The sequence below is a fragment of the Chelativorans sp. genome (assembly GCF_031180965.1).
GTDB lineage: Bacteria > Pseudomonadota > Alphaproteobacteria > Rhizobiales > Rhizobiaceae > Chelativorans.
Genome location: NZ_JAPSLH010000038.1, coordinates 1 through 15,785, shown reverse-complemented (window position 1 = coordinate 15,785; position 15,785 = coordinate 1). Strand labels below are relative to the sequence as shown.

At 64.0% G+C, this 15,785-nt stretch carries 31 protein-coding genes and 3 tRNA genes; 18 read left to right on the top strand and 16 right to left on the bottom strand.

The window, feature by feature from the left end:
• The first annotated feature begins 3 nt into the window (after positions 1-3).
• The 3 genes from RIN79_RS19915 to RIN79_RS19905 all read left to right on the top strand — a co-directional run bounded on the left by RIN79_RS19915 (position 4) and on the right by RIN79_RS19905 (position 1,143).
• The gene (locus tag RIN79_RS19915; RefSeq protein WP_309086448.1) at positions 4-258 is read left to right on the top strand and encodes a DUF982 domain-containing protein; all 255 of its coding nucleotides are present in this window, start codon (positions 4-6) and stop codon (positions 256-258) included.
• A gap of 18 nt (positions 259-276) precedes the next feature.
• Complete coding sequence (locus tag RIN79_RS19910; RefSeq protein WP_309086447.1) at positions 277-570, top strand: DUF982 domain-containing protein; 294 nt, start codon at positions 277-279, stop codon at positions 568-570.
• Between the two features lie 264 nt (positions 571-834).
• The gene (locus RIN79_RS19905) at positions 835-1,143 is read left to right on the top strand and encodes a hypothetical protein (RefSeq protein ID WP_309086446.1); all 309 of its coding nucleotides are present in this window, start codon (positions 835-837) and stop codon (positions 1,141-1,143) included.
• A 158-nt stretch (positions 1,144-1,301) separates the two neighbouring features.
• Here the strand turns inward: RIN79_RS19905 and RIN79_RS19900 are convergent, their stop codons facing one another.
• From RIN79_RS19900 to RIN79_RS19890, 3 genes are read right to left on the bottom strand one after another with little or no spacing between them, the layout of a single operon-like run.
• Positions 1,302-1,784 (bottom strand): hypothetical protein, encoded by a 483-nt coding sequence (locus tag RIN79_RS19900; protein WP_309086445.1) that lies wholly within the window; start codon positions 1,782-1,784, stop codon positions 1,302-1,304.
• Entirely contained in the window at positions 1,781-2,071 is a 291-nt protein-coding gene (locus tag RIN79_RS19895; RefSeq protein ID WP_309086444.1) for a hypothetical protein, read from the bottom strand. The genes RIN79_RS19900 and RIN79_RS19895 overlap by 4 nt, the downstream gene beginning before the upstream one ends.
• Positions 2,068-2,379, bottom strand: coding sequence for a hypothetical protein (locus tag RIN79_RS19890; protein ID WP_309086443.1), 312 nt, complete (start codon positions 2,377-2,379; stop codon positions 2,068-2,070). Before RIN79_RS19890 ends, RIN79_RS19895 begins: the two co-directional genes overlap by 4 nt.
• Positions 2,380-2,458: 79 nt before the next feature.
• Here RIN79_RS19890 and RIN79_RS19885 point away from each other — a divergent pair, with 79 nt between their 5' ends.
• Positions 2,459-2,752, top strand: a complete 294-nt coding sequence (locus RIN79_RS19885; RefSeq protein ID WP_309086442.1) for a BrnT family toxin — start codon at positions 2,459-2,461, stop codon at positions 2,750-2,752.
• On the top strand, positions 2,745-3,011 hold the full coding sequence (locus RIN79_RS19880) for a BrnA antitoxin family protein (RefSeq protein WP_309086441.1): 267 nt from the start codon (positions 2,745-2,747) through the stop codon (positions 3,009-3,011). Before RIN79_RS19885 ends, RIN79_RS19880 begins: the two co-directional genes overlap by 8 nt.
• Before the next feature lies 1 nt (position 3,012).
• Here RIN79_RS19880 and RIN79_RS19875 read toward each other — a convergent pair whose 3' ends face one another.
• The 10 genes from RIN79_RS19875 to RIN79_RS19830 form a co-directional block, all read right to left on the bottom strand.
• Positions 3,013-3,276 carry a hypothetical protein gene (locus RIN79_RS19875; RefSeq protein ID WP_309086439.1) on the bottom strand — a complete coding sequence of 88 codons (264 nt, stop codon included), beginning with the start codon at positions 3,274-3,276 and terminating at the stop codon, positions 3,013-3,015.
• Complete coding sequence (locus RIN79_RS19870) at positions 3,269-3,949, bottom strand: hypothetical protein (protein ID WP_309086438.1); 681 nt, start codon at positions 3,947-3,949, stop codon at positions 3,269-3,271. Before RIN79_RS19870 ends, RIN79_RS19875 begins: the two co-directional genes overlap by 8 nt.
• Positions 3,946-4,905, bottom strand: a complete 960-nt coding sequence (locus tag RIN79_RS19865; RefSeq protein WP_309086437.1) for an ATP-binding protein — start codon at positions 4,903-4,905, stop codon at positions 3,946-3,948. Before RIN79_RS19865 ends, RIN79_RS19870 begins: the two co-directional genes overlap by 4 nt.
• Positions 4,905-5,591: a DUF2312 domain-containing protein gene (locus tag RIN79_RS19860; protein WP_309086436.1), complete on the bottom strand. Its 687-nt coding sequence runs from the start codon at positions 5,589-5,591 to the stop codon at positions 4,905-4,907. The genes RIN79_RS19865 and RIN79_RS19860 overlap by 1 nt, the downstream gene beginning before the upstream one ends.
• A 127-nt stretch (positions 5,592-5,718) precedes the next feature.
• Positions 5,719-6,054, bottom strand: coding sequence for a hypothetical protein (locus RIN79_RS19855; protein WP_309086435.1), 336 nt, complete (start codon positions 6,052-6,054; stop codon positions 5,719-5,721).
• On the bottom strand, positions 6,051-6,620 hold the full coding sequence (locus tag RIN79_RS19850; RefSeq protein ID WP_309086434.1) for a GcrA family cell cycle regulator: 570 nt from the start codon (positions 6,618-6,620) through the stop codon (positions 6,051-6,053). Before RIN79_RS19850 ends, RIN79_RS19855 begins: the two co-directional genes overlap by 4 nt.
• Positions 6,620-7,117: a phage regulatory CII family protein gene (locus RIN79_RS19845; RefSeq protein WP_309086433.1), complete on the bottom strand. Its 498-nt coding sequence runs from the start codon at positions 7,115-7,117 to the stop codon at positions 6,620-6,622. Before RIN79_RS19845 ends, RIN79_RS19850 begins: the two co-directional genes overlap by 1 nt.
• Before the next feature lie 136 nt (positions 7,118-7,253).
• A complete protein-coding gene (locus tag RIN79_RS19840) occupies positions 7,254-7,499 on the bottom strand; it encodes a hypothetical protein (RefSeq protein ID WP_309086432.1) in 246 nt (81 codons plus the stop codon).
• 90 nt (positions 7,500-7,589) lie between these two features.
• Positions 7,590-7,664, bottom strand: a tRNA-Met gene (locus RIN79_RS19835).
• A 240-nt stretch (positions 7,665-7,904) separates the two neighbouring features.
• Entirely contained in the window at positions 7,905-8,159 is a 255-nt protein-coding gene (locus RIN79_RS19830) for a hypothetical protein (RefSeq protein WP_309086431.1), read from the bottom strand.
• Here RIN79_RS19830 and RIN79_RS19825 point away from each other — a divergent pair.
• The 13 genes from RIN79_RS19825 to RIN79_RS19765 all read left to right on the top strand — a co-directional run bounded on the left by RIN79_RS19825 (position 8,158) and on the right by RIN79_RS19765 (position 14,848).
• Positions 8,158-8,922 carry a S24 family peptidase gene (locus tag RIN79_RS19825; protein ID WP_309086473.1) on the top strand — a complete coding sequence of 255 codons (765 nt, stop codon included), beginning with the start codon at positions 8,158-8,160 and terminating at the stop codon, positions 8,920-8,922. The genes RIN79_RS19830 and RIN79_RS19825 overlap by 2 nt on opposite strands.
• A gap of 94 nt (positions 8,923-9,016) precedes the next feature.
• Entirely contained in the window at positions 9,017-9,253 is a 237-nt protein-coding gene (locus RIN79_RS19820) for a hypothetical protein (protein ID WP_309086430.1), read from the top strand.
• Position 9,254: 1 nt separating this feature from the next.
• Positions 9,255-9,395, top strand: a complete 141-nt coding sequence (locus RIN79_RS19815; protein ID WP_309086429.1) for a hypothetical protein — start codon at positions 9,255-9,257, stop codon at positions 9,393-9,395.
• The gene (locus tag RIN79_RS19810) at positions 9,392-9,535 is read left to right on the top strand and encodes a hypothetical protein (protein ID WP_309086428.1); all 144 of its coding nucleotides are present in this window, start codon (positions 9,392-9,394) and stop codon (positions 9,533-9,535) included. The genes RIN79_RS19815 and RIN79_RS19810 overlap by 4 nt, the downstream gene beginning before the upstream one ends.
• Entirely contained in the window at positions 9,535-9,828 is a 294-nt protein-coding gene (locus RIN79_RS19805) for a hypothetical protein (protein ID WP_309086427.1), read from the top strand. Before RIN79_RS19810 ends, RIN79_RS19805 begins: the two co-directional genes overlap by 1 nt.
• Entirely contained in the window at positions 9,825-10,109 is a 285-nt protein-coding gene (locus tag RIN79_RS19800) for a hypothetical protein (protein ID WP_309086426.1), read from the top strand. Before RIN79_RS19805 ends, RIN79_RS19800 begins: the two co-directional genes overlap by 4 nt.
• 29 nt (positions 10,110-10,138) lie before the next feature.
• On the top strand, positions 10,139-10,354 hold the full coding sequence (locus RIN79_RS19795; RefSeq protein WP_309086425.1) for a hypothetical protein: 216 nt from the start codon (positions 10,139-10,141) through the stop codon (positions 10,352-10,354).
• The gene (locus RIN79_RS19790; RefSeq protein ID WP_309086424.1) at positions 10,354-10,602 is read left to right on the top strand and encodes a hypothetical protein; all 249 of its coding nucleotides are present in this window, start codon (positions 10,354-10,356) and stop codon (positions 10,600-10,602) included. Before RIN79_RS19795 ends, RIN79_RS19790 begins: the two co-directional genes overlap by 1 nt.
• Entirely contained in the window at positions 10,599-11,243 is a 645-nt protein-coding gene (locus RIN79_RS19785; RefSeq protein WP_309086423.1) for a hypothetical protein, read from the top strand. The genes RIN79_RS19790 and RIN79_RS19785 overlap by 4 nt, the downstream gene beginning before the upstream one ends.
• On the top strand, positions 11,240-11,509 hold the full coding sequence (locus RIN79_RS19780; protein WP_309086422.1) for a hypothetical protein: 270 nt from the start codon (positions 11,240-11,242) through the stop codon (positions 11,507-11,509). Before RIN79_RS19785 ends, RIN79_RS19780 begins: the two co-directional genes overlap by 4 nt.
• Positions 11,502-12,617, top strand: coding sequence for a hypothetical protein (locus tag RIN79_RS19775; RefSeq protein ID WP_309086421.1), 1,116 nt, complete (start codon positions 11,502-11,504; stop codon positions 12,615-12,617). Before RIN79_RS19780 ends, RIN79_RS19775 begins: the two co-directional genes overlap by 8 nt.
• 374 nt (positions 12,618-12,991) lie before the next feature.
• Complete coding sequence (locus RIN79_RS19770; RefSeq protein WP_309086420.1) at positions 12,992-13,822, top strand: hypothetical protein; 831 nt, start codon at positions 12,992-12,994, stop codon at positions 13,820-13,822.
• Positions 13,823-14,164: 342 nt separating this feature from the next.
• The gene (locus RIN79_RS19765; protein WP_309086419.1) at positions 14,165-14,848 is read left to right on the top strand and encodes an NYN domain-containing protein; all 684 of its coding nucleotides are present in this window, start codon (positions 14,165-14,167) and stop codon (positions 14,846-14,848) included.
• A 158-nt stretch (positions 14,849-15,006) separates the two neighbouring features.
• On the opposite strand, the gene RIN79_RS19760 is transcribed toward RIN79_RS19765, so the two are convergent.
• From RIN79_RS19760 to RIN79_RS19750, 3 genes are all read right to left on the bottom strand, one after another.
• Positions 15,007-15,083, bottom strand: a tRNA-Arg gene (locus RIN79_RS19760).
• A gap of 17 nt (positions 15,084-15,100) precedes the next feature.
• Entirely contained in the window at positions 15,101-15,406 is a 306-nt protein-coding gene (locus RIN79_RS19755) for an ETC complex I subunit (RefSeq protein ID WP_309086418.1), read from the bottom strand.
• Between the two features lie 67 nt (positions 15,407-15,473).
• Positions 15,474-15,550 (bottom strand) — tRNA-Pro (locus RIN79_RS19750).
• Between the last annotated feature and the right edge of the window lie 235 nt (positions 15,551-15,785).

Below are 15,785 nucleotides of genomic sequence, written 5' to 3'. Positions count from 1 at the left end.
CGCATGGCGATTCCAGCATGGAAAGAGCCCGTCACCGTCTTCGCCGGCCGTCACGGCGCGACGCGATGGCTCGTCGGAGATCCGGCCAAGGCGCTGGAGGTGCTGACGCGCCACTGGCCGAAGCACGCCGTGCCAGGGCCGGCACACCGCGCCGCCTGCAATGCCTGCCTCGACGCTGTCATGGGCAGGGGCGACGCGGACGCGGCGCGTGAGGCGTTCGTCAGGGCGGCCGAAGAAGCAGACATCCTCGCGCCGTAGCCGCGTGGGCTCAAAATAGTGTACAACCCAAGCGCGAAAACAGTGCTGCATTCGGTGTTCACTGGCATGCAAATCGGTGCTTGGAGCGAGCCCGTCCTCATTCGGATTGGTGGACCGGGCGGCGCGACAGACAACGTCGACAGCGCGCTTGAAGCCATTCAGGTGCTTGTGCATCAATGGCCTGTACATGGCGGCGCCCTCCATGCGGAGGCCCTCGCCATATGCTTTGACGTGGTGGACGGAAACCCGGACATTGAGGCGGCGCGCGCGGCGTTCATTGCCGCCGCCGAGGAGGCGGACATTCTCGCATAGATCGGGAACATCGCCGGCCACGCAGAGTTCGGGACGCACGACCACGCTGGCACTCCTCCCCCCAGCGCCCGTGTTCGAGGGTATCGCCGAAATAGCGTTCTCTTGCCCCAGAGGATCGATGCCCGAAGGCGACACGAGGCCATGGCTACCAAGGGTAGCCGTGGCCTCGCTCTCGACATAGGATATTATCGACGATCCCGTTCTGCGAAAGGTCTGGACGATGCGGCGCCTTATGTCGAATAGTTCCGGGGATCGGTGCCCGTGGTGGCGACGCTCACGGCCTACCTTGCAGACAGCAGATTGATTGGCGAGAAACCTATGGAAGAGCAGACACCCCTCCCGGAGCCCCTTCGACTGTTCGTGAATGGCCGATCCTGGATGTATCTCAAGACTGCGGAATCGGCGGTCGACTTTGCACAGAACGCCCACGCCTACGGAGCCAGGGACCGCGACGCATGGAAGGAGGCGCAGGAACTTCTGCTCCAGGCCCTGGAGACGGGGAATGAGCAACTCTTGAAGGCAGGCTGCACTGTCTTCAAAAGTGCCGCGCGAAACGAGAACTGGCTTAAATAGAACTCGAAGCATCCTAATTGAGCCGGTGCTCCGACAGTTTGTGAGGGTGTCGGCTCGAACGTCCAGAAATCTATGCCGTGCGTCCCATATGGAAGCTCGCTTGCCCAGATGAGCCCCTCCGAGCGAAAATGGCACCTTCGGCCTTCCCACCGCGTGCCTCACCCCTCGCCTCCATCCGTCTCGCTCGCTGCGAGGTGCCGGTAGAGCGCCCGCCCCTCGGCTGTCAGCGCGTAGGGCTGCGGCACATAGCGGCTGCCGGTGCCCACGCGCCGCAGCAGGCCCTTGCTGCAGAGCGCGCCGAGTGCGGTCTGCACGCCGTGCCAGCTCGCCCCTTCAAGCCGCGCGTGGAACCCGGAAATGGAAAGCCGGCAGGCCCCGTCTTTCCCGGCATTGAGGCCGACGAGGTAGACGATCCCTTCCTGCAGCAGCGTCAGCCCGGTTGTCGCGTCCCGCGCGTGCCCGCCCGCCAGCCGGCGCGGGTTGTCCCCGTCGAGCACGCTTTCGATCAGGTCGCCGTCCATCACTACGGCGCGCATCAGCGCTGCTGTCAGCACCTGCGGGCGCAGCTTTCGCTCGGCGGCGGCGCGGCGGATCGCCTCGCTCACCTCCGCCACGAAAGAGACCTGCAGCGGCTTCGTCATGGCGCGCCCCCGTCCGTCCCCGCGAAGCCGGCCAAGCTCTCGCGCGCCTCTTCAAAAAGCGCATTCTTGTGCCGCCCGTCGGGGCCGCGCACGGCGTGCCATTCGGCGCGCCGCACATTGATAAACTGCAGCCCCACATCGAACCCGGCGCGGGTGCAGGCCTGCTCGAACACCTCGCGGTATTTCATCAGCACGGCGTCGGAAACGCAGAGCAGAAGCCGCGCCCGCTCCTCGTCGGACCGCGCGTCGTGCATCTGACGGATGATGGGAAGAAGCGTGTCGCTCACGGCCTTCGCTCCCATGTTTCACGTTGCTCTTTCTGTGTAACGGCTTGTTTTTCCAGCCGCCGCGCTATGTCGCGCAGGCGCACCTGCTTGCGCTTCTCGCGCTTCAGGAAGCCGTATGGGTCCAGCTGCAATGCCTCGCACAGCAGCAGGAAATTGCCGGCCGAAAGCGGCGTCTCCACGCAGGCGCGGTGCAGCATGGCCTTGTCCAGCATCGGCCATCTCTCGACGGCCCCGCCGAAGGTCAGGCCAAGCCCGCTCAGCTTGCGCACCACGGCTTCGGAAAAGGAGGCGCGGTCGATCTCAGCCATGCGCCGCCCCCGCCTGAAATCTTTTGCGTATCCCCAAATAATACTTGCAATCCGCATTTATTGGGGGTACATAAATTGCATGAAAAAGCCGAGCCGCTTCTCTTCCGATCCCGCCAAGAACGCCCGCAACGTGGCCGAGCGCGGCATCGACTTTTCGGCGGCGAACGCTTTCGAGTTCGAAACGGCGGTTGTCGCGGTTGACGACCGGAAGGATTATGGCGAGGTGCGGAAGGTCGCGGCGGGATTCATCGGCCCGCGCCTTCACATCCTCGTCTTCACCATGCGCGGCGAGACCTGCCATGTCATTTCGCTGCGCAAGGCCAACAAGAGGGAGATCAGGAGCTATGTCCGCAAAATCGAAGAAAATGGCTGAGGCGCACCGCAAGGCGCTGCGCAACCTGGAAGAGATCACCGATGAGGAGGACGCGGCAATCACGGCCGACGCGCAGGGCGATCCCGACAATCCGCCGGCGGATGACCTTCTGCGCCGCCGCGGCCGGCCGCCGCTGGAAAAGGCCAAGCAGCCTGTCAAGCTGCGGCTGGATCCGGACGTCATCGAGCGGTTCAAGGCCGATGGGCCGGGCTGGCAGTCGCGCATGAATGCGGCGCTGCGCAAGGCGGCGGGGCTGTAGCTCACGGCTCTTGCCCTCCGTCGTCGGTGAGCGTGATCCCGTGATCAGCCGGAAAATGGCCGAGCACGGCCCAGAGCGCCGCGCGCGGTCCGGCCTTGCGGAGCGTGCCCCGGAGTGCGCATTTGAAGGTCGCCCGGTCCAAGCCGGCCATGCGGCGAACCGATTCGTAGAATATGCCCGCACTCTCCCCGGCTGCGAAAGCGCGCGCCCGCAGGAAGAAGCGGAGCATGGGCGGCGAGAACTCAGGGCGCGGTGATCTATACACGATCCCCCTCCCCGAACATCTCGCTTTGCGCCGGGTCGGTTCTGTCGAGCATGCGCAGCACGGTCTCGCCGGCATGCTTCCGGTCCCACACGAACCAGCCGTTCAGCATTGGCGGGGCGCCCTGCCCTGTGAAGTCGATCTTCCAGCGCATTAAGTACACGCGAGCCGGCCTGTGCTTTTGCCAGAGAGGTGCCAAGCCGCCCGCGCCGGGCCAGCTCCAGCTCATGAGGAGCGCCATGTATTCGACGCCAATCACATCAAGTGCGTGGTAAATCCAGCGCCCGCGCCCGTCGCGCCAGTTGCATTCCGCAAAGGGCGGGTTCGTCACGATCGCTGGCGCCGGCGCGCAGGCAAAGTCGTAAAATGAACGGATTTGCGCGCCGCACCCGCGATCGACGAGATCGCTTGCTGTGACCGAAATGCCGGCCCTTTCTAGTTCGCGCACCATCGCGCCATCGCCGGCGGCGGGCTCCCATAGCAGTGGAAATTCGCGCAGCCGTTCGCCTTCCGCGCTGAGCAGGGCGCGCGTCGGTTCTGGAGGAGTCGGGTAGAACTCGTCACGCTCGCGCTCCAACCCATCGGCACGCTTGATCGAGCCGTCGATGGCGAGTTGCAGCACGGGCTTGCTCTTCTTGCCCGTCGCTCTGAATAGCCCGCGCGCCGATTGCGTCATCCCGGCCTCCTGAGAGGCAGCACGGCGGCGCCCTCTCCTGGAACCTGTTGAACGGTCCGGCCAGTGCTCGGATACTCGGCAAGGCTGCGCTGCAGCGGCCAGGGGAAATGGGCGAGAGCCTTGTCCTTGATGCCGTGCGACCACAGGCGCGGCTTTCCAACATCCGGGTGCGGCTGCACGGTCTGGATCACGCGGCTGATGACCGCGTCACGGTCCATTTCCCACCCGGCCTTCGGCCCGACGACGATCTGCCGTTTGATGTTTTCGGCTAGCGACCGCATCAGCGCCGGCGTCGCGGTCTCCAGTGCCTCGGACAGCGTCCGCAGCGCGTCGTCAGGCAACAGAAAGGGCGCGAAATAGCGCTCGAGGATGCGCCTGCGCTCATGGTCGCCCGGCAGGTCGAGCGTTATGTGGATTTCGAACCGCCGCCAGATCGCTTCGTCGATCCGCTTGCCGTAGTTCGTCGCGGCGACGATGAAGCCATCATAGCGGTCGAACGCCGCCAGAAGCGTGTTGACGATGTGATTATGCTCCTGGACGCCCACCTGGTTGTGACTGTCGTCCATGCGCGAAGCGGCGACGGAATCAAACTCGTCGAAAAAGAGGAACACCGGGTTCTCTTCGCCCTGAAGCAGGTCGAACAAGGCACCGATCATTTCGGAGGACGCGCCGATATAGCGGGAGACAACCTTCTCCGGGCGCACCACCAGCATGGGCAGGCCGAGACGCGCCGAAAGGTGGTGCGCCAGCGTCGTCTTGCCGGTTCCTGGTGCGCCGGTGAAAAGTGCGCGCTTGCGCGGTTCCAGCCCTACCTCGCGCAGATCCTCTGCCGCCCAAAGCTCGGTGAGCCATTCGAGCAAGGCCGCGCGAACAGGCTTCGCCAGGATCGGCTCCTGCGCTTCCTCCGGCATCAGCACTTCGCCGAAGCTCGCCAGATTGTGGGCGCTGTGCGGCATCAGTCTTCTTCCGGGCCCATGCCGTCCGTGCCGCTCGCTGCGCGCCAGCCCGCGTCAAATTCGCCGCGCCGTTTGTCATCCCAAGGAAATGGATTGGTGGTGATCGGCTGATTCTCCCGATAGGCTTTAGCGCCCAGCTCACGCGCTCCGGCCGCGTCCACATCGGGCACCTCCCGCCTGGGCCGTTCCGGCAGGCCGCTCGCCGCCGGCTTTGCTGCGGGCTTCGGCTTCTCGATCACGTCTTCGGCCTGCGCGGTTCCGCTCTCGTCGCGCCAGAGCCGCACCGGCTGCTTGCCGATTTTCACGATGATTTCGCCCTCGATGGGCACGAGCTGCTTGAACGCCTCGATCACCTGTTCGCGCGCCGAAAGGTCGACGCTCATCATGCCGATCGCGCGGAAGAGCGGCGCCTCGTTCGCCATGCCGATGGCGTGCAGATACATGTCAAGCATCTGCTCCGCCTCCTCAACATCGGCCGGCTTGGCGGCGCGCCTCTTGAGCACGTTGCGCACCGTAGGCGCGTTGAAGCCGGAGGCCTTAAGCTCGGCGAAAACGAGCTTCTCATCCTCGGCTAGCTGCTTCTTCGCCTCGCGGATGCGTTCGATCCGCTCGATGAAGTCCATGAGCTGGCGCCCGGACACCGTATTGCGGCCGACGATCTTCCCGCTCTCTCCGCTGTTCGGCATGTCCTTTTCTCCTTTGGGTTTGCGAGGCATCAGAAGGCGCCTGCGGCAAAGGCCGTCATCAGAGCGAGGGCGGCGATGAAGAGCCCTGCGGCGCATGCTCCGAAGAGCGAGTGCACGGGCCGGCCCTTCATGCCGCCCCTCCCCGTCCGCCGGAGCGCCGGCGCAGTTCCCGCAATCCATCGAGCACGCGGGTGACGCGCGCCTCCGGCAGCCCGGTCGCCTTGGCGATCGCGGCCGTGGAACCCTGGCCGGCGCAGGCGAAGACGAGACGCACCTGCTCGTCGAGCTCGGCATCGCTCGCGGGAATGCCCCGCTCCTGGCCCACGCGCGCGGCGAAGGCGGCGTCGAACAGCAGCTGCGCATACTCGCTGGGGCGGTAGCCCTTCGCCTTGGCCAGCTCGAAAAGCCGCTGATGCGCCTTGGGCAGGAGGGAGATGGTGATGGGAACGGGTTTCGCGCTCATCTCCGCCTCCCGGCAAAGGCCCGGTGGACTTCCGCGATCTCCGGAAGCCGCACCCGCCCGACGCTGGCGCGCAGGGAATGGTGGGCGCAGTAGGGCGAGCCGGCCTTCGCCGGGTGGCCGCAGAACAGATGCTCCTCGCCCACAGCCGCATCATTGACGGGGAACTTGCAGCCCACTCCCAGACGCGTCAGGGGAACACGCCGGCTGCGGGCGTCATATTCCCGCGCCTCACTTGGCGCGATCGGCGCCTGAAATCCCGGGTCGAAGGCTCGGGCTCCGCGCTTTCCGGCAATGTTTGCGGCGTTCAGGTGCTGCCTTTTCTTGGGCGCGGGTTTCTGGGCCGCTTCGCTCCGGGCTTTGGCGCGCCCCTTCTTTGACTTCTTCGCCTCACCCCCGAAAAGCTCGGGGCGCCGATGCACCAGGCCGATGACGGCGGAGCGCGAGCGGGAAGCGTTAAGGTCCTGCGCGAGGCGCCGGGCAATGTCCCCTCCGCTGAAGCCCGCCTTCCACAGCCGGGCGGCGAGGCTCAGTTCCGGCTCCGACCAGACTTGTTCGCCGGGTCGCATCAGCCTGCCCCGCCCGTCACGACGCTGAAGCCACCCGCCCCGCGCACGGTGGCGGCGGCGCGGCGCAGTTCGTTGGCCGCCTCGATTAGGAGCGATGCCGGCTTGTCGATCATCGCCGTCGCCTCGGTCGGCGTTATCTTGCCGTCGGCGAAGGCCACGGCCGCCGATTGCGAAAGCTCACCCACCTGGCGCATCACGTCGGAAAACCGCGCCATGATGTCGCCGGTCTCGGCGCCCTTGCCCTCTCCGTCCGCCAGCTTGCGGCCGCGCACGGCGGCAAGCGCGGTGAGAAAGTCATAGCGCCCGGTTTCCTCTTCCAGGCGCAGGGCCGCGTCCACCGGCATGATCTCCGGCGAGTCGGCGTTGAACCATCGCCCCACGGTGCTCTTGCCGTAGGAGGCGATCTCGGCCGCACGCTCGATGCCGCCGGCAGCGGCGATCAAGTCGCGCTGCGCGGCCTTGATGCGGAAGTGGTTGGCATTGGCGTTGGGGATCATCGGTTTCCTCGCGGCAAAAGCTTCCTCGCGCCGGGAAAACCCGGCGTGTTTTCCCGTGGCGGGAAAGGTGGCGGTGGTTCAGTGTGCGGCGGTCAGTTGGTCAGGGGGACCACATGGAAAATGATTGGGCATTGGGCTACCGCCTCGGCGCCGGCCGGTCGCAACCGGGGCTGGCGCCATTATCGAGGAGGATCCGGTCTTCAGAGATCACTTCGAGACGTTGCTCGTCCAGCCATTCGGCAGCGACGAGGGAGCCGTCCTCCTTCGCGGGCGGAGATACTAGCACTTGGTTGCAGCCGGTAAGGTATTCGACGCGCCCAGTCACAACGCCGCTGAATCCGGTGATCCGATCGCGGACCTTCGTTCCCAAAACCTCGTGCATGTTAGTTCCTTTCATCACAACGGGAGCTTGCGCATGCGGGAGCGGCCGGATGGCCGCCCCCGCCCTGGTCGCGTCGCTCGGTGGTTATGCTGGTTGCAGGGGGCCGAATCGAACGGCCGGCTTCCTGGGTATGAGCCAGGCGGGATGCCACTTCCCTACCCTGCAGAAGGTCTGGCAGGCCGATCGCCTGTGCCCGCGCGCAGATGGCGCGGGCGAGGAAATCGGCCGGCGACATGCGGTCATGCGCGCAGACAACGGCAAGCATCGTCAGTGCCTCGTCGGAAAGCTGCACGGGCGGCCGAAAGAAAATGGCCGCGCCTTCCGCCGGGGGAAAGCCGAAAGGCGCGGCAAGCCCCGCATCTCCGACTGGAGAGGAGGTGCGGTCGCGGGAGGAACGGAGAATGCTCATGCGGCGGCGTCCTCTTCCGTGCGGCAGGGGCGCTCCACGCCAGCCGGCCATGCGCTATCGTCGGGCCAGTTCTCCGAGAACCAGAGCATCGCCTTTTCGAAGGTGCCGGTTGTTATGTCGGCGCGCCCCTGCGCGATCGCGTCCAGTGTCGAGCCGCGATTGAGGACGATCGTGGAGACGCGCGATCGGCTCAGCCCGACAAGAGCTGAATAGGCATCGCTGACCAGAAGGAGCTGTTGTTTGAGCATCATGGCGACAGAAGATGCGGAACAATTTCCACATCGTCAAGGGAATTTTTTCCGTCTTCATACCGGGCCGGTCGCGGAATATATTCCGCGAATGGATCAGCCTCTCCCTTCCGACTTTCAGATGCGCGTGAGAACGCGCATTGCCGAGCTCGGCCTGTCCTATCGAGCGGCCTCTTTGGAGGCTGGGCTGTCCCCCGAGGCCGTCGGCAAAATGCTGAAACCTGGAGCCGGCCTCCCCCGCGGCAACAATCTCGCTGGGCTGGCAAGGGCGCTCAAGACCACCGAGCAGTGGCTGCTTACGGGAGAGGACGGCGGCAGCAAATCAGATGCGGCCCAGAGCGTGCCCGGCGAACTCATCTACGCCGACCACGAGGTTGAGATTAAGGCCGTCGCTGCCGGCTCCTACGCCGGGGCATTTCAGCTTTTCGACAATTCGATCGGCCATGCTCCGCTACCGCGCGGCCTCCGGCGACACAAAGGCGTCTACGCCATCGTGATCATCAACGACTCCATGTTCCCGGAACACAAGCCCGGCGACATCCGTTTCGTCACGCCGAATGTGAAGCCGAAAATCGGAGATTCCGTCGTCGTGGAATTCGAACACGACCCTGACCACGGCCCCGAGGCTATGATCGGTCACCTCAGACTGAACGGCCCGGTCGTGAGGATCGGCAAGCTGAACCCCCCGGGTGACGTCGATATCCCTGCGAATCAGGTGCGCAGAATTCACCGCATTGCATCCGGAAACGAGGTTGCCGGGGTCTAGGGATACGGAATAATTTCCCTACACCCGCTTGACGCGGAAATAATTCCTTATTAGCCTTCCCTCCATCCGCAACCTGCGCGATGGAGATGAAATCATGATCCGCACGGAACAGCAGACGGCGGCGCCGTCGCATGCCTTCCTTGAAACCGATCCGAAGGAGATCATCGCCACGGCGATGCTCGAGCTCTCCTTCCAGGGCCGCACCGTCACGGCCGAGGCGATCGGCGAGCAGACCGATCTGACCGAGGAGGAGATCGAGGCGAACTGGCGCGCCGCGCGCGATGTCGCTCGCATCCGCCTTCGCCAGCAGCGCGCCGGCCGCGTGGCCTGAGATGCGCCGCGCCTTGTTCGACGCCCCGCGCCCCTGCGAGCCGGCGAGCCTAGCCGGCCTTGCGACCGATGCCCTTGCCGGCCTTTCCGCCCTCGCCTTCGTCATGGGCGCTGTCCTTCTCGCCGGAGGGTTTTCGGGATGATGTCCTGCCTCGTCGCCGCCGCCTGCGGCTTTGCCGCCGGCATCCTTCTCCTCGCCGGCCACGCGCTATACCTGCGCCGCCGCTTCCGGCGCCCGGCCGATCAGTTCCTCGCCCGCGAGGACCATTGGGGAGGCGTGTGATGGCCGGTCCCGAGATCCCGAACACTCCCGAGGAGTTCGCCGCCGCGCTGGCGCGCCTCGGCGTCCGCCTGCCGCTGAACCTCAGCCTTGAGGATACCGGCGTGCTGGTCGACGCCGACGGCCGCGACGTGCTCACGGTGGACGTGAATGGCGAACGCCTCGACGGAGAGGTGCACGCGATCGCGTGCCTGATCCTTCGAGCCGTCAATGAGCGCTTCGACACCGCCGCGTTCACCCGACGCCTGGAGAAGCTCGAGGAAACCGTATACGCGACGGGGGTTTCGCCGCTATGATCGAGCGTCACGAACACCGGCAGCAGGTCTGCTGCGATTCCTGCCCGTCGAGCTACCCGAACACCTATGCCGACGAGGATTTCGGCGTGATGATCGCCGACGCCAAGACGGCCGGCTGGATCATCCGCAAGGCGAAGCCGCCGGCGGCGGACGGCGACACGGGCGAGCTGTTCGGCGCCCCTCCCCGCCTCACCCGCCCGGCGGGCGCCGCTCAGCAGCCTTACACCCACACCTGTCCGGACTGCGCCGCGCGCGGCAGCATCGAAGGGCGGCTGTTTTGACCGACCCCGTTTCGCCTGAATATCGCGAGATGCTGAACAAGATCGCCGGCGGCATCGATCGCTCCTTCAACGGCGAGGTTCGGCCGAAGAAGGTTGGGTTCGCGCTGTTGCTGTTCGAGTTCGGCAAAGTCGAAGCCGGCCGGATGAACTGGATCAGCAACGCGGATCGCCGCGACATGATCGTGGCCCTCAAAGAGATGGTCGCGCAGCTCGAGGGCCGCGCCGGACCGGCCGGGAGGGCGTGATGCAGATCGGCATGATCCGGGGCTGCACGCGCGTGCTTGGCAAGAGTCAGGGGTATCTGGGCCTTCCGTTGAGGGACGTGCGCGTGAATTGCCCGGTGAACGGCCCCGGCACTCCGGCCATGGAAACCGCCTGGCTTCCCACGCCGGATGAGATCGCGCGGGTCGCGGCGGGTGCGCCGGTGATCCTTCGGATCCTCGGCACAGCCCATCCGCCGGTGATGCTGGAAGTAGGCGAGGTGCCGGAATGACCGACCGTCCCATCCTCTTCTCCGCGCCCATGGTCCGCGCCCTGCTCGACGGCAGGAAGACGCAGACAAGACGCGTGATCGAGAGTACCAATATTCCCCACCTGCGGCGAGATGACGACATAGTCATCACGCGAGGTTCGGGGCTAGCCGCACGAAACTACCGCTTCCGGCGAAAGTACGTCGCCGGCGACCGGCTCTGGGTGCGCGAGGCTTGGCGCTGCAACGGCTGGGCTAGCGATCTCGCGACCATCTTCTATCGAGCGAGCGAAGGCGACGGCTACACCGCAATGTGCGAACAGTATCCCGTTGCTGGGAAGCGACCGCTCCGCGTCACCGGAACGTGGCACCCCGGTATTCACATGCCCCGCTGGGTCTCTCGCCTTACCCTGATCGTGACCGATGTCCGCGTGCAGCGGCTGCAGGAGGTCAGCGAACAGGATGCGGTCGCCGAAGGTTGCCCGGGCCGGCTTGGCCCTAATCCAGATTTCCCAGACGAGTGGGACCCCTCGCCTGTCGAGCAATTCCGTGATCTTTGGGACAGCCTAAACGCCCATCGAGGCCTTGGCTGGGACGCTAACCCTTGGGTCGCGGCCATTGCCTTCACAGTCGAGCGCCGCAACATCGACGAGCCCGCCGAATGACCCTCCGGTTCAGGGTGGACCCGCGCGACGTTCCGCCGGAGAAAGCGGCGCGGCGGCTCGGCCTTACCTTGGACCGCTTTCAAGAATTGCTGCCGCGCCTATTATCCCGCGGCTTCCCGCCCTCCGATCCCGACACGGGCAATTTCGACCTCGACGCGATCGACGAGTGGCGCGCCGCCCGCCACAACCGGCTCTTGCCGGGCATGCAAAACCCTGCTCATTCTACCGGCCTTGTAGCGTCAAGGCTGGAGCGGCTCGGTGGGTAGGGTGGATATCCCTTACTACGTCGTGAAGAAGGGCAAATACGGCTATTGGCAGCCGACCAAGACCATGCGCGCGGCTGGCTTCAGCGCCGTCCGCTGCGGCCTCGACGGTCCTGAAGCTTGGCGGATCGCCGCCGAGTGGAACGAGCGCTGGCAGAGGCACCGCCAGGGCCGCGCGCAGGACGAGAAGCCGCGCTTCCCGCCCGGGTCCATCGGCGAGGCCTTCACGCGCTTCAAATTGACCGACGAATGGATGGCCAAGAAGCCGCGCACCCGCGAGGAATGGGAGCGGGCATGGGCGCGGATAGAGCCTGTTTTCGGGGACCTTCCGCCGACTAGTCCCGACATTTCATTGGAAACGCTCTCTCGCTTCCGCAGTCTTATCGCAAACACCGTCTCCCTGCGGGAGGCCTGGCGCGTCATCAAGGTCTGGCGCGCGCTGTGGAATGTCTGCGCGGCGATGGGCTATTGCGGCGGCAAGAAGGATCCGGCTCTGGCGATACGCAACAGCGCCCCTGCCCCGCGCAATGCGACGTGGCGCGAGGGGGACGCGGTCCGGCTTGCAAAGCAGGCGTGGCGCCTGAAATATCGCGGCCTGGCGGTGGCGATCGCGATCGCCTGGGACACACAGTTTTCGCCGGTCGATCTCCGCCAGCTCACGAAGGACAAGCTCAAGGGCGAAGGTGACGGCCGCTATTTCGACATCGGCCGCGCCAAGTCCGGCAAGGATGCCTTCGGGACGCTTTCAAAGCGCACCCTGCGGCTGTTCGATGCCTATCTTGAGCTGGAGCCGATCGAGGCCGGCGCGATCCTCCGAAACCGCTCCGGCGCGGTCTATTCCCGCTTCACGCTGCCGGATGATTTTCGCGCTGTCTGCGAAACGCTCTTTCCGGGCGACAGGCGCAGCCTGGCGGACATGCGCCGCTCCGGCGCGATCGAGGCGCGAGCCGGCGGCGCCGATCCCGCCACGCTCGCCGCGAAGATGGCGAACACCATCGCCACCTCGAACGCGATCCACGCCGCCTATCAGCCGGTAGACCTGGAGGCCGTGCGGCTCGCAGATGAGGCGCGCCGGAGGGGTCGCCAGCGCCTGAGAAACCAGACTACCTGAGCAATACGGCAGCCAGCAGAAGGCGGCCACATGGGGAAAACGAACCTCAGATTCGGTAGTACTGCGCGCACCGTTGGTGACGCTTTTCTTGGCCACCCAGCATCGGCTTCACCCTACCTTTTCCACTCTTGCCTGCCTCCGTCCCTTTACTGCCTTCTGTCTATAGAAGGTCAATGCGCGGGAATTTGTCACCTAACTTATTGATTTTATGTCGTTTTCTAAGCGTCGCTTCTGACCATCAACAAGGTAGAAGGCAGGATTGGGACGGCAGCAGGAAAAATTCGGGACGTATTCCGACTTCCGCATTTCATGTTTGACAGTCTCGCGCGAAAGGCGCATTTGTTATGCCTACTTTCAGGGCAGGGAGTGCCTCCATGTCAGGCGAAACGATACAGTTTGAAAGGGCAGATGAAGGCTCGGCGGACGGGAGGCGCGAGCAATCCACCATCGCATTTCCCTATCTCGACCTGGAAGCCGCCATTGATGTTGCGCAGGCGATCTACAATCGTAGCGGTCTTGGTGCATGCAGCATCGATGAACTGGCGGCGGAGATGAAGCAGGTCGTTAGCGGTGCCTTTCGCTTGAAGACAGGCACCGCTCGAATCTTTGGACTTATTGAACGCGAGGGAAAGAGCGGCATCAGACTAACGGAACTCGGGCGGCAGATTGTTTCGCCGGACACAGAACGCGCAGCGCGAGCCGAGGCTTTCCTCCGGGTGCCGTTGTATGCGGCGATTTACGAGAGTTATCGGGGCCATTTGCTTCCCCCGATGAAGGCACTGGAACGCGAGATGCAGAAGCTGGGGGTATCCAGCAAGCAGACAGACAAGGCTCGCCAAGCGTTCGAGCGGTCAGCGGGCCAAGCTGGTTTCTTCGAGAGCGGCGACGATCGCCTTGTCCGGCCCAAGGCGGAGTTGCCCACGAAGCGAGTGGACGAAGACGAACCGGGAGACCGGCCAGCGGAGGACGATGGCGAGGATAGAAGAGGCAGCAAGGGCAGCGGTAGTGGAGGCGGCGACAATCTCCATCCGTTCATCGTAGGTCTGCTGAAGGAGCTTCCAGCCCCCGGTTCCGAAATGAAGCACTCTACTCGGGTCAAGTGGCTGCGGCTGGCCGCGAACGCCTTCGACATGATCTACGAAGGCGAGGAGGGACAGATCATCGCAGTGGAGATCAAAACGTACAAAGGCGACGCTGCCAACTAGGAAGCGTCGCCTCGTAGATCGAGCGTGTCACGACAAGCTTGCCGGCCAAGCGTGACACGGAACCACAAGCAGGGAGGCGGTAAGGGCCGCGAAGCCTATGGTGTTATTGGACTAGCAGAGTCCCGCCGGAATGACGTGGCGTAGCCACGGTGCCCCGGCGGGCACACTTATAGCAGTTACTGGCCGATGCCAGCAACCCGACCAGCCGCTATATCGATTTATGAAAAAATTGGTCTTAAAACGCGAAACCCCAAGCCGGAGCCTGGGGCGTGCTAGGGACGTATCCCATCGCGTTGATGGGCCGTATATGGTCGAATCGCGGTCAAAAGTCAAGAGATTCACGTGACAATTCGGTCAGCACTATATGTAGATGGCTTTAACCTCTACCACGCCGTGAAGGACCTAAATGAGCCATTTCTGAAGTGGTGCAATCTGTGGCGGTTGGGTGAAATTATCATCCCATCGAAGTCGGAAAAGCTGGTTAAGGTGGTCTTTTGCAGCGCATATTATCCCGGCGACCAAGCGAAGCGTTGGCGTCACGATCAGCTCATGAACGCACTGCACATAGCTGGGGTCGAATGCGTCCTCGGCCACTATATTCACGAAGAATGGGTCTGCCGCGAGTGCTCGTCACCGTGGCAGAAGCCCACCGAAAAGGCTTCGGACCTAAATCTTGGCCTTTCGCTCATTACCGATGCTTGGAACGACGTTTTCGATAGAGCATACTTGCTAACGGCCGATTCCGATCAGACTGCAACCGCTCGGTTCCTACACGAAAGTTTCCCTAAGAAATCTCTGATAACGGTCGCACCTCCGGGGCGAAACTTTTCGGCCAACATCGAGCGGTTTGCCGCCGGGCGGATTGCGCTTTCTCGCGAGCATCTAGAGCGCAGCGTGTTCCCCGCTACGGTGCTGGGGACCAACATGCCGCATGGAAGGCGACCTCGCGAGTATGATCCGCCAGCGGGCTGGATCCATCCCGATCATCGTAAGCCGGTTGAGACAAAGCCTGCCCCTACCAAATAGGGGCGCAAACTGGGCGAGGGAGCGACGTATGTCGCCGTCATGCTCGTAAGCGGCTTGGCCTCTCCGTCTCGAAGGACGTTCCGAGAACAAAAAGTTGGAACTGTTCCAACTTTCTTCCCGGCCGCAGTTGCACCGACCTTTCTAAGATATTGGAATTGTGGCGACCCCGGCAGGACTCGAACCTGCGACCATCGGCTTAGAAGGCCGGTGCTCTATCCGGCTGAGCTACGGGGCCAGGCGCGGACGAGAGTCTCAGTGCGTCCACGGGATCTTGCGGTCATAGCGGAAATTCTCCGCATAGGAAACCTGGCGCCGCTTCGGCAGCTTCTCCGGCTCAACCTGATAGGCGATGCCGTTCCGCTCGGCATAGGCGATCGCCTCCTCCTTAGTGGCGAAGCTTAGGCGCACCTGGCGGCGCGTATCGGAGGAGCTCGTATAGCCCATCAGGGGATCGATCTTCAGCGGCGCCTCGGGTTCGAATTCCAGCACCCATTGGCCGGTCTTGGCGTTGCCCGACTGCATAGCGGTTCTGGAAGGGCTGTAGATACGCGCGGTCACGACCCACCTCTTGTTCTCTGTCGTCAAACGCACCGGCTACGGCAGCGTTGCATCGGCCGACAATCCCTGGTCGGAGCGGCAGGATTCGAACCTGCGACCCTCTGGTCCCAAACCAGATGCGCTACCAGACTGCGCTACGCTCCGAGGCGCTGAAAGCCCTATATTTTTGGCTGTTGCGGCGCAAGCCAAAACTGTCCGCCCCCTGATATGGAGAGGCCGGCACATGCTTTGCAGGATCCTGGCGCACGGATCGGCAGATGCGGTCAGAATTTTCCGACGACATTGAGGAAGACGCCCTGGTCGTCGAGGGTAAGGTCTCTGAGGTCGTCGGAGAAGGAGCCGAAATTGTAGCCGAGGCCGACCTTGAAGTTGTTTCCGA

Coding starts and splice junctions, on each gene's coding strand:
- RIN79_RS19810 (WP_309086428.1), top strand. CDS start 9,392: ATGATGTCCTGCCTCGTCGCCGCCGCCTGCGGCTTTGCCGCCGGCATC.
- RIN79_RS19825 (WP_309086473.1), top strand. CDS start 8,158: ATGGCGACAGAAGATGCGGAACAATTTCCACATCGTCAAGGGAATTTT.
- RIN79_RS19780 (WP_309086422.1), top strand. CDS start 11,240: ATGACCCTCCGGTTCAGGGTGGACCCGCGCGACGTTCCGCCGGAGAAA.
- RIN79_RS19915 (WP_309086448.1), top strand. CDS start 4: ATGGCGATTCCAGCATGGAAAGAGCCCGTCACCGTCTTCGCCGGCCGT.
- RIN79_RS19850 (WP_309086434.1), bottom strand. CDS start 6,620: ATGCGACCCGGCGAACAAGTCTGGTCGGAGCCGGAACTGAGCCTCGCC.
- RIN79_RS19800 (WP_309086426.1), top strand. CDS start 9,825: ATGATCGAGCGTCACGAACACCGGCAGCAGGTCTGCTGCGATTCCTGC.
- RIN79_RS19840 (WP_309086432.1), bottom strand. CDS start 7,499: ATGCACGAGGTTTTGGGAACGAAGGTCCGCGATCGGATCACCGGATTC.
- RIN79_RS19815 (WP_309086429.1), top strand. CDS start 9,255: ATGCGCCGCGCCTTGTTCGACGCCCCGCGCCCCTGCGAGCCGGCGAGC.
- RIN79_RS19770 (WP_309086420.1), top strand. CDS start 12,992: ATGTCAGGCGAAACGATACAGTTTGAAAGGGCAGATGAAGGCTCGGCG.
- RIN79_RS19900 (WP_309086445.1), bottom strand. CDS start 1,784: ATGACGAAGCCGCTGCAGGTCTCTTTCGTGGCGGAGGTGAGCGAGGCG.
- RIN79_RS19805 (WP_309086427.1), top strand. CDS start 9,535: ATGGCCGGTCCCGAGATCCCGAACACTCCCGAGGAGTTCGCCGCCGCG.
- RIN79_RS19890 (WP_309086443.1), bottom strand. CDS start 2,379: ATGGCTGAGATCGACCGCGCCTCCTTTTCCGAAGCCGTGGTGCGCAAG.
- RIN79_RS19860 (WP_309086436.1), bottom strand. CDS start 5,591: ATGCCGAACAGCGGAGAGAGCGGGAAGATCGTCGGCCGCAATACGGTG.
- RIN79_RS19880 (WP_309086441.1), top strand. CDS start 2,745: ATGGCTGAGGCGCACCGCAAGGCGCTGCGCAACCTGGAAGAGATCACC.
- RIN79_RS19795 (WP_309086425.1), top strand. CDS start 10,139: ATGCTGAACAAGATCGCCGGCGGCATCGATCGCTCCTTCAACGGCGAG.
- RIN79_RS19855 (WP_309086435.1), bottom strand. CDS start 6,054: ATGAGCGCGAAACCCGTTCCCATCACCATCTCCCTCCTGCCCAAGGCG.
- RIN79_RS19870 (WP_309086438.1), bottom strand. CDS start 3,949: ATGACGCAATCGGCGCGCGGGCTATTCAGAGCGACGGGCAAGAAGAGC.
- RIN79_RS19790 (WP_309086424.1), top strand. CDS start 10,354: ATGCAGATCGGCATGATCCGGGGCTGCACGCGCGTGCTTGGCAAGAGT.
- RIN79_RS19885 (WP_309086442.1), top strand. CDS start 2,459: ATGAAAAAGCCGAGCCGCTTCTCTTCCGATCCCGCCAAGAACGCCCGC.
- RIN79_RS19865 (WP_309086437.1), bottom strand. CDS start 4,905: ATGCCGCACAGCGCCCACAATCTGGCGAGCTTCGGCGAAGTGCTGATG.
- RIN79_RS19785 (WP_309086423.1), top strand. CDS start 10,599: ATGACCGACCGTCCCATCCTCTTCTCCGCGCCCATGGTCCGCGCCCTG.
- RIN79_RS19830 (WP_309086431.1), bottom strand. CDS start 8,159: ATGATGCTCAAACAACAGCTCCTTCTGGTCAGCGATGCCTATTCAGCT.
- RIN79_RS19845 (WP_309086433.1), bottom strand. CDS start 7,117: ATGATCCCCAACGCCAATGCCAACCACTTCCGCATCAAGGCCGCGCAG.
- RIN79_RS19820 (WP_309086430.1), top strand. CDS start 9,017: ATGATCCGCACGGAACAGCAGACGGCGGCGCCGTCGCATGCCTTCCTT.